At 68.5% G+C, this 7,632-nt stretch carries 9 protein-coding genes; 5 read left to right on the forward strand and 4 right to left on the reverse strand.

The genetic code is table 11. The features are described from left to right. Positions 1-63 precede the first annotated feature (63 nt). The 3 genes from ACFTWF_RS16240 to ACFTWF_RS16250 form a co-directional block, all read right to left on the reverse strand. Complete coding sequence (locus ACFTWF_RS16240) at positions 64-348, reverse strand: YciI family protein (protein ID WP_378462224.1); 285 nt, start codon at positions 346-348, stop codon at positions 64-66. A gap of 12 nt (positions 349-360) precedes the next feature. Next, positions 361-789 carry a CBS domain-containing protein gene (locus ACFTWF_RS16245; RefSeq protein ID WP_378462225.1) on the reverse strand — a complete coding sequence of 143 codons (429 nt, stop codon included), beginning with the start codon at positions 787-789 and terminating at the stop codon, positions 361-363. 125 nt (positions 790-914) lie between these two features. After that, complete coding sequence (locus tag ACFTWF_RS16250; RefSeq protein ID WP_378462226.1) at positions 915-1,241, reverse strand: DUF3099 domain-containing protein; 327 nt, start codon at positions 1,239-1,241, stop codon at positions 915-917. Between the two features lie 65 nt (positions 1,242-1,306). Between ACFTWF_RS16250 and ACFTWF_RS16255 the strand changes: the two genes are divergently transcribed. Further along, positions 1,307-1,966, forward strand: coding sequence for a response regulator (locus ACFTWF_RS16255; RefSeq protein ID WP_378462227.1), 660 nt, complete (start codon positions 1,307-1,309; stop codon positions 1,964-1,966). Positions 1,967-1,993: 27 nt separating this feature from the next. On the opposite strand, the gene ACFTWF_RS16260 is transcribed toward ACFTWF_RS16255, so the two are convergent. Continuing rightward, entirely contained in the window at positions 1,994-2,611 is a 618-nt protein-coding gene (locus ACFTWF_RS16260) for a hypothetical protein (protein WP_378462228.1), read from the reverse strand. A gap of 204 nt (positions 2,612-2,815) precedes the next feature. On the opposite strand from ACFTWF_RS16260, the gene ACFTWF_RS16265 reads away from it, so the two are divergent. From ACFTWF_RS16265 to ACFTWF_RS16280, 4 genes are read left to right on the forward strand one after another with little or no spacing between them, the layout of a single operon-like run. After that, positions 2,816-3,322, forward strand: coding sequence for an FxsA family protein (locus ACFTWF_RS16265; protein WP_378462229.1), 507 nt, complete (start codon positions 2,816-2,818; stop codon positions 3,320-3,322). 12 nt (positions 3,323-3,334) lie between these two features. Next, positions 3,335-4,939, forward strand: coding sequence for an amidohydrolase (locus ACFTWF_RS16270; RefSeq protein ID WP_378462230.1), 1,605 nt, complete (start codon positions 3,335-3,337; stop codon positions 4,937-4,939). Further along, positions 4,929-6,653 (forward strand): apolipoprotein N-acyltransferase, encoded by a 1,725-nt coding sequence (lnt, locus tag ACFTWF_RS16275; protein WP_378462231.1) that lies wholly within the window; start codon positions 4,929-4,931, stop codon positions 6,651-6,653. The genes ACFTWF_RS16270 and lnt overlap by 11 nt, the downstream gene beginning before the upstream one ends. Then, positions 6,580-7,362, forward strand: a complete 783-nt coding sequence (locus tag ACFTWF_RS16280; protein WP_378462232.1) for a polyprenol monophosphomannose synthase — start codon at positions 6,580-6,582, stop codon at positions 7,360-7,362. Before lnt ends, ACFTWF_RS16280 begins: the two co-directional genes overlap by 74 nt. The last annotated feature ends 270 nt before the right edge of the window (positions 7,363-7,632 follow it).

The following is a 7,632-nucleotide window of genomic DNA, read 5'->3' on the forward strand; positions in this document are numbered from 1 at the left end:
GTGAACGACGCAGTGCCGTCCGCGACGGCGGTACGCTGCACGAGTGCGGCCGTGTGACCTTCGCTACTCGCTGAACTCGCCCATCGCGGGCGTCCAACCGCGGATATGCACCTTCTCGACGAGATTCTCGTGGGCGAACGGATCCTGCGCGAACAGGCGTGCGACGGTGTCCTCGTCCTCGGCGTCGACGATGAACAGCGCACCGTGACCTTCGGCGAGCGGCCCGGTCGAACGCACGATCTTGCGGCGGACCAGTTCCGAGAGCCACCCGCGATGTTGTGTTCGGTGATCGTCCCGAAGAGACGATGTTTCGGGGCTGTACGTGTACTCCACGACGAACAACGACATGGTTCCCCCGGTTCAGCCGTGGTCGATGTACGACTCGAGTTGGTCGCGTTCGGTCTGCAGTTCGCCGATCCGGCTCTTCACCACGTCGCCGATGCTGACGATGCCGACCAACTGACCGTCTACGATCACCGGCAGGTGCCGGATGCGGCGTTCGGTCATTGTTTCGGCGAGACTGTCCACGGTGTCGGTCGGGAGGCACGCGAACACCGACGTCGTCATGATGTCCGCGACCTGGCCGTTCAGGATGTCGGGGCCCCGCTCGTGGATGCGGCGCACCACATCGCGTTCGGTGACGATTCCGACGACGGCGTCGTTCTCCGTCACCACCAGGGCGCCGACGTTGTGCCTGGCGAGTTCGCCGATCAGCGTGCTGACCGACATCCCTGGATCCACCGTCACCACGGCAGGACCTTTGTTTCGCAACACATCCGCGATTCGCATCTGGACACCCCGATCTGTGGGCACTCCAACTAGCCGCCATCTCGATCATAGGGGTGTGCACCGACGGCGAGCAACGAATGCGCGAACGGGCGCCTGAGTGCATCGAATTGGGCCGTACGGCAACGCTACCGGTGTGAGTCGCCCTGTTCCCACGGCGGCAGGTCGTCGACGAACAGGCCGATGATCCACGGCAGCGGAAGCGACACCCCGATGATCGCCACCGCAGCCCATGCGTTTGCGGTCAGTCCGTAGACCACCGCGGACAGTACGAACGCGAGTGTCCGCAGAGCCATCACGATCACGTACTTGCGCATCCGCACCCGCTGCTGTTCCTCGCGGGAGACGGAAGCCGTGGTGATACTGATCGGATGCTGGGCGGTGCCGTTCGGTGGGGTGGACCACCGGGAACTCGGGCCGGCGACGGCCGACCGCAGTGCGTGGGAGAGGCTCACAGCACTGGACTACCCGGTCACCGCTGGACCGAACCGGATGAGGCCTGCGGTGTTAGGTTGGCGCTGTGCCGATCACCGTGCTACTCGTCGACGACCAGGAACTGATGCGCATGGGCCTCACCATGGTGCTCGACGCCCAGGACGACATCACCGTCGTCGGCGAGGCGAGCGACGGCGCGGCCGCTGTCGCCGCGGTCCGCACACTCCAACCGGACGTGGTGCTGATGGACGTCCGGATGCCGGTGGTGGACGGGGTGAGCGCGACTACGCAGATCATGGAGTCGGGTGTCGCGAGCCGGGTGCTGGTGATGACGACCTTCGACCTCGACGAGCATGCGATGGGTGCGTTGCGGGCGGGGGCCAGCGGTTTCCTGCTCAAGGACACCCCGTCGGAAGACCTCGTGTCGGCCATTCGCAGTGTGGCCGCGGGTGACGCCGTGGTGTCGCCGAAGGTGACGCGGCGCCTGCTGGCGCGGTTCCTCGACGACGGTCCGGCCCCGCGTCGCGACCCGGCGATCCTCGACGTGCTGACCGAGCGGGAGCGCGAGGTGCTGCAACTGGTGGCAACGGGGTTGTCGAACACGGAGATCGCCGCCCAGCTGTTCCTCTCGGAGTCGACAATCAAATCCCATGTGGGACGCATTCTCACCAAGTTGAACGTCCGCGACCGGGTGCAGGCAGTGGTGCTGGCCTACGAGACGGGGCTGGTGCGACCCGGCCCGTAGGCCGGCGGGTGGGGAAGCGGTCTGCTCTCAGACGGTGAAGGTTCCGACTGTCGGGACCACCGTGCATGTGACGGCGTCGGGGTATCCGACCGTGCCGAACACGGTGGCGAGGACGGTGCCCTTGCCGGTGTCGACGATCTTCGACAGCAGCGGGGTGTTCAGGATCGGCAGCTTGTCGTCGAGCTTGACGATCCCGCCCTGGAACGTGGAGAGATTGATCCAGGCGACACTGAGGTCGGACGACTGCGGGATCGCGACATAGCCGGGGATGGCCTGGAATCGCAGCTGGTTCGCACTGATCTGCGGGAAGAAGTTCGGTCCGCCCTGGGCGCTCGCCAGGGTGACCGTCGCGGGATTGTCGGCGACGCCGCATCCGAGCGTGGGGGAGGGGTACATGAAGTCCTGCGGTGTGGTGAGTCCGACTTCGAGCACGTCCTTCGGGATGAACACGCTGGCTCCGAGCAGGGCGTCCACCGCGGCGGAGGCGGCCGGGGAGACCTCGGTGGCCAGTGCCTGCAGTTCCGCGGCACCCTTCGCGAAGTCGGCGACCGGTGCCGCGGACGCCGGTCCCGAGGACATCATGCCGAAGGCTGCTGCGGACGCGAGAACGATTGCGGCTCGGCGGAAGACGGTGGAACGAGTCATATCGGCTCCTCGTTGTGCGCGGGATCGGAAGACCCCCATCGCAGTGAACTGCATCATGTTCATAGTCTCAATGTCAACTTGAGGGTTAGATCGTGAGCGCTTCGATATCTGCCGCCGGGAGAAAAACGGCGCCGCCGAACGTTGAACGGTCAGACGGTTGATCCGCAGACCCTCGATGAACCCGGCCGTCCGAAAGGGGGCGTCATGTACGCCGCACTGTTCCTGCTGTACGTAGTGGTGGAGATCGCCGCACTCGTCGTCGTCGGTCATGCCATCGGTGTGCTGTGGACCGTGCTCCTGCTGCTCGGAGGCACGCTGGTCGGAGTGCTGCTGATGCGTTCGCAGTGGCGTCGGGTGATGGACGGCCTCCGCCGTGCCGCGCGCGGGGACGGCTCGCCCGGCGCCGCGGTCGCCGACGGCGCACTCGTCGCACTCGGGTCCGCCTTGATGTTCGTTCCAGGCCTGGTCACGTCGGTGCTCGGGCTGCTGTTCCTCATTCCCCCGACCCGCTGGATGCTTCGGCCCGTCGTGGTCCTCTTGGCAGGCAGGCGCGCCGCAACCGTCGCCGCCGGGGCCGAGGCGTTCGCGCGCGCACCCCGCCGCGGTCGCGGCGAGGTCATCGAAGGCGAAGTGGTCGACGAGGTATTCGAGGGTGAAGTGATCGACGAGGAGCCCCGAACCCCGACCCGTGATCCCCACGTCCTGCCCTAACAGGCAGACTGGTTGCCCGTGACTACACAACTGCTGGTCGGCGGCCGAATCTACAGTTCCTTTGCTCCAGACGCCACGTCGATGGCAGTCACCGACGGTGTGGTGTCGTGGGTCGGCGACGACCGCGCGGCCCGCGCACTGCACCCCGACGCGGACGTGGTCGACCTCGGCGGCGCCTTCGTCACCCCCGCATTCGTCGACACCCACGTTCACGTCACGGCCCTCGGCCTGAACATCGTGGGCCTCGACCTGGTCGGTGTCGGCTCGCTCCGCGAATGCCTCGACCGGCTCGCATCGTTCGCCCGCACCCACGCCGACGCCGTCATCTGGGGGCACGGCTGGGACGAGTCGACGTGGCCGGAAGGAACCGGACCGACCACCGCGCAGCTCGACGAGGCCGCACCCGGGCGCACCGTGTACCTGTCCCGCATCGATGTGCACTCGGCCGTGTGCTCGACCGCGCTTCGCCGGTTGGTCGCGGATCTGAGCGACACCTCCGGATTCTCCCCGGACGGGCCGCTGACGTTCGAGGCGCACCACGCCGCCCGAACCGTCGCGCGGTCACTGCTGACGGCCGAGCAGCGGTCCGCCGCGCGCGTCGCCGCCCTCGACACCATCGCCTCCCGCGGCATCGTCGCGGTCCACGAGTGCGGCGGACCCGACATCGCCGGGCTCGACGACTTCCGTGAACTCCTGTGCACCCGGCACGGCGTCGAGGTCCGCGGCTACTGGGGCCAGGCGGTGACCGACGCCGACGAGGCCCGGAAGGTGCTGGACATCACCGGTGCCCACGCACTGGGCGGCGACCTGTTCATCGACGGATCCCTCGGGTCGCACACCGCGTGGCTCAGCGCACCCTATGCGGATCGGGACGGCGCCACCGGCAAGGGCTACCTCGGCGTCGACGAGATCGCCGCGCATGTCCGCGCCTGCACGATCGCCAAGATCCAGGCCGGGTTCCACGCCATCGGTGACGCCGCCGTCCGGGCCGCCGTCGACGCGTTCGCCGTCGTCGCCGACGAGCTGGGCGGTCCCGCGGTCGCGGCGGCCGGGCATCGGCTCGAACACGCCGAGATGATGACCGGCGACGACGCCGCGCGGCTGGCGCAGTGGGGTGTGATCGCCAGCGTCCAGCCCGCGTTCGACGCCCTGTGGGGTGGTCCGGACGGCCTGTACGCGCAGCGCCTCGGAACCGAGCGCGCCCTGACCCTCAACCCGTTCGCCGGGGCCGCCTCCGCCGGGGTGTCGCTGGCCCTGAGCTCCGACGCGCCGGTCACCCCGGTCGAACCCTGGGCGATGCTGCGCGCGGCGGTCCACCACCGCACACCGGGCAGCGGCATCTCCCCGCGGGCGGCGTTCTCGGCCGCCACCCGCGGTGCGTGGCGCGCCGGCGGGGTCCGCGACGGTCTCGCCGGGACCCTCGACCCGGGCGCGCCGGCGTCCTACGCCGTGTGGGATGCGGGCGAACTCGTCGTCAGTGCCCCCAAGGACTCCGTGCAGCGGTGGTCGACCGACCCCCGGTCCCGGGTGCCGGCCCTGCCGCGGCTCGAGGAGGATGCGCCCACACCGGTACTTCTGCGTTCGGTGCACCGGGGGAGCGTCGTCCATGAGCGGTGACGCGATGACGCGCTGGACCACCGGCAAACTCGGCGTGCTGGTGCGCTCCGCCTCGTCGGTGGCCGCCGGATACCTCGTGTTCGCCGGGTTCCCGCCCCGGCCGCTCTGGTTCCTCGCGCCCATCGGGATCGCCCTGCTGACGCTGGTCCTGACCGGCGGCGGTGGTCCGGCACCGCGACTGCGCGCGGGATTCGGCTACGGCTACCTCGCCGGACTCGGCTTCCTCGTCCCGCTCCTGCCGTGGATCGGGGTGTTCGTCGGAGCCCTCCCGTGGCTTGCGCTCGCGGCGGTCGAGTCGCTGCTCGTCGGACTGTTCGGGCTCCTCGCGGTCCTCGTGTCCCGGCTGCGCTGGGCACCGTTGTGGATCGCGGCGTGCTGGTCGCTCACCGAATGGCTCCGCTCCAGTGTTCCGTTCGGCGGCTTCCCGTGGGGCCGGCTCGCGTTCGGTCAATCGGAGGGCTGGTTCCTGCCGCTCGCGAGCATCGGCGGCTCCCCGCTGCTGAGCTTCGCGGTCGCGTTGACCGGTGCCGGGATCGCGTCGCTCGCCGTGACGGTGCGGGCCCGGGCCGGCGGCGCCGAGAACTGGAAGCGTCCCCTGGCCGGGGGCCTGGTGGCCGCCCTCGCCGCGACGGTCGTCTCGCTCGCGCTTTGGCCGACGCTGCCGGGTGAGGACGCGGGCGACCGGACCGTCACCGTCGCCGCCATCCAGGGCAGCGTCCCCAAACTCGGACTCGACTTCAACGACCAACGCAAACGCGTCCTCGACAACCACGTCAACCGCACCCTCGAATTGGCGGCCGACGTCGCGTCGGGCGCGGCGCCGCAACCCGACCTCGTGATCTGGCCGGAGAACGCCTCGGATATCGATCCGCTGCGTAATGCCGACGCCGCCGCCGACATCACGCGGGCGTCCGAGGCGATCGGTGCACCCATCCTGGTGGGGACGGTGCTCGTCAACTCCGACCGCACCACCACCAACTCGGTGATCGTGTGGGACGGCGAGGCGGGACCGCAGGAACGGCACGACAAGAAGATCATCCAGCCGTTCGGCGAGTACCTGCCGTATCGCGGGTTCTTCCGGCACTTCTCCTCGTACGCCGACCGGGCAGGCAACTTCGTTCCCGGCGACGGCGACGGTGTCGTCCACGCGAACGGCATCGCCGTGGGCGTCGCGACCTGCTACGAGGTGGCCTTCGACCGGGCGTTCGAGCAGTCGGTGCGCAGCGGCGCGGAACTGCTCGCCGTCCCCACCAACAACGCCACGTTCGGTGACACGGAGATGACGTACCAGCAGCTCGCGATGTCGAAGGTGCGGGCCGTGGAGCACGGGCGCGCCGTCGTCGTGTCCGCGACCAGCGGTGTGAGCGCGATCATCGCCCCCGACGGATCCACGGTGCAGGAAACACCGCTTTTCGTGCCGGCTGCCCTGGTGTCGCAGGTGCCGCTGCGCACCGGTACTACGCTGGCAAGTCGGCTCGGCCCGATTCCGGAGGTACTCCTCTGCCTCGGCGCCGTCGCTGCCGTCGCGTTCGCCGTGGTGCGACGACGACGCGAAGTCCGTACATCGATTCAGAACCGGACCGAGAAGGTTCAGGGCAGTACCGAGAACGCGCCGGCAGTTGCCGGCAGGGAGGATCCTCATGGCATCGGAGACCGAATCCGGGCAGAGCGGGGCACCGAGCGCACGGACTCTGGTGATCATTCCGACGTATGACGAGCGGGAGAATCTCGGCCTGATCGTCGGACGCCTGCACGCGGCCCTCCCCGAGGCGCACGTTCTCGTCGTCGACGACGGCAGCCCCGACGGCACCGGCGACGTCGCGGACACCCTCGCGTCGAACGACGAGGCCGGCCGCATCCACGTGATGCACCGCACGGAGAAGAACGGGCTCGGCGCCGCCTACATCGCCGGTTTCCGCTGGGGACTCGACCGCGACTACACCGTCCTCGTCGAGATGGACGCAGACGGCAGCCACGCGCCCGAGCAGCTGCATCGTCTCCTCGACCAGGTCGATGCGGGCGCCGACCTCGTCCTCGGTTCGCGGTACGTGCCGGGCGGCACGGTGGTGAACTGGCCGAAGCATCGCGAGTGGCTCTCGCGTGGCGGCAACATCTACTCGCGGTTGGCGCTGGGCGTGAAGATCAAGGACATCACCGGCGGTTACCGGGCATACCGCCGTGAGGTGCTCGAGAAGCTCGACCTCGGTGCGGTGGAGTCGCACGGCTATTGCTTCCAGGTCGACCTGGCCTGGCGGGCGATCCAGGAAGGCTTCATCGTGCGCGAGGTTCCCATCACCTTCACCGAGCGGGAGATCGGTGAATCGAAGATGAGCGGCGGCATCGTCCGCGAAGCGCTCCTCAAGGTCACCCAATGGGGGCTGCGCAATCGCATCGCCAAGATCAGGGGTGTAGCGGGCCGATAAGCGCCCGGCACCAACCGCTACCCCACTCCTTCGGCGAGCGGGGTAGGCAGTGCTGTAGCGGGGCTGGAAACGCGATATACGTGGGTAAACGTGCGCGATGCCCACATCGTGAGACGCGTTGAAACGAACTTAACCGTACGTCCGATAGGAACCTGAAGCGTACTCCCGGGTAAGGTTCGGTAAATTCCCAGGTTCGCAGGTCACTATGAGTTTCTTCGGTGGCCGGTGGGTGTTCAACCCACCGCCGGAGCGGGAAAGAGGACGAACAAG

Origin of the sequence: Rhodococcus sp. NPDC056960 (genome assembly GCF_042674125.1) — a bacterium.
GTDB lineage: Bacteria > Actinomycetota > Actinomycetes > Mycobacteriales > Mycobacteriaceae > Rhodococcus_F.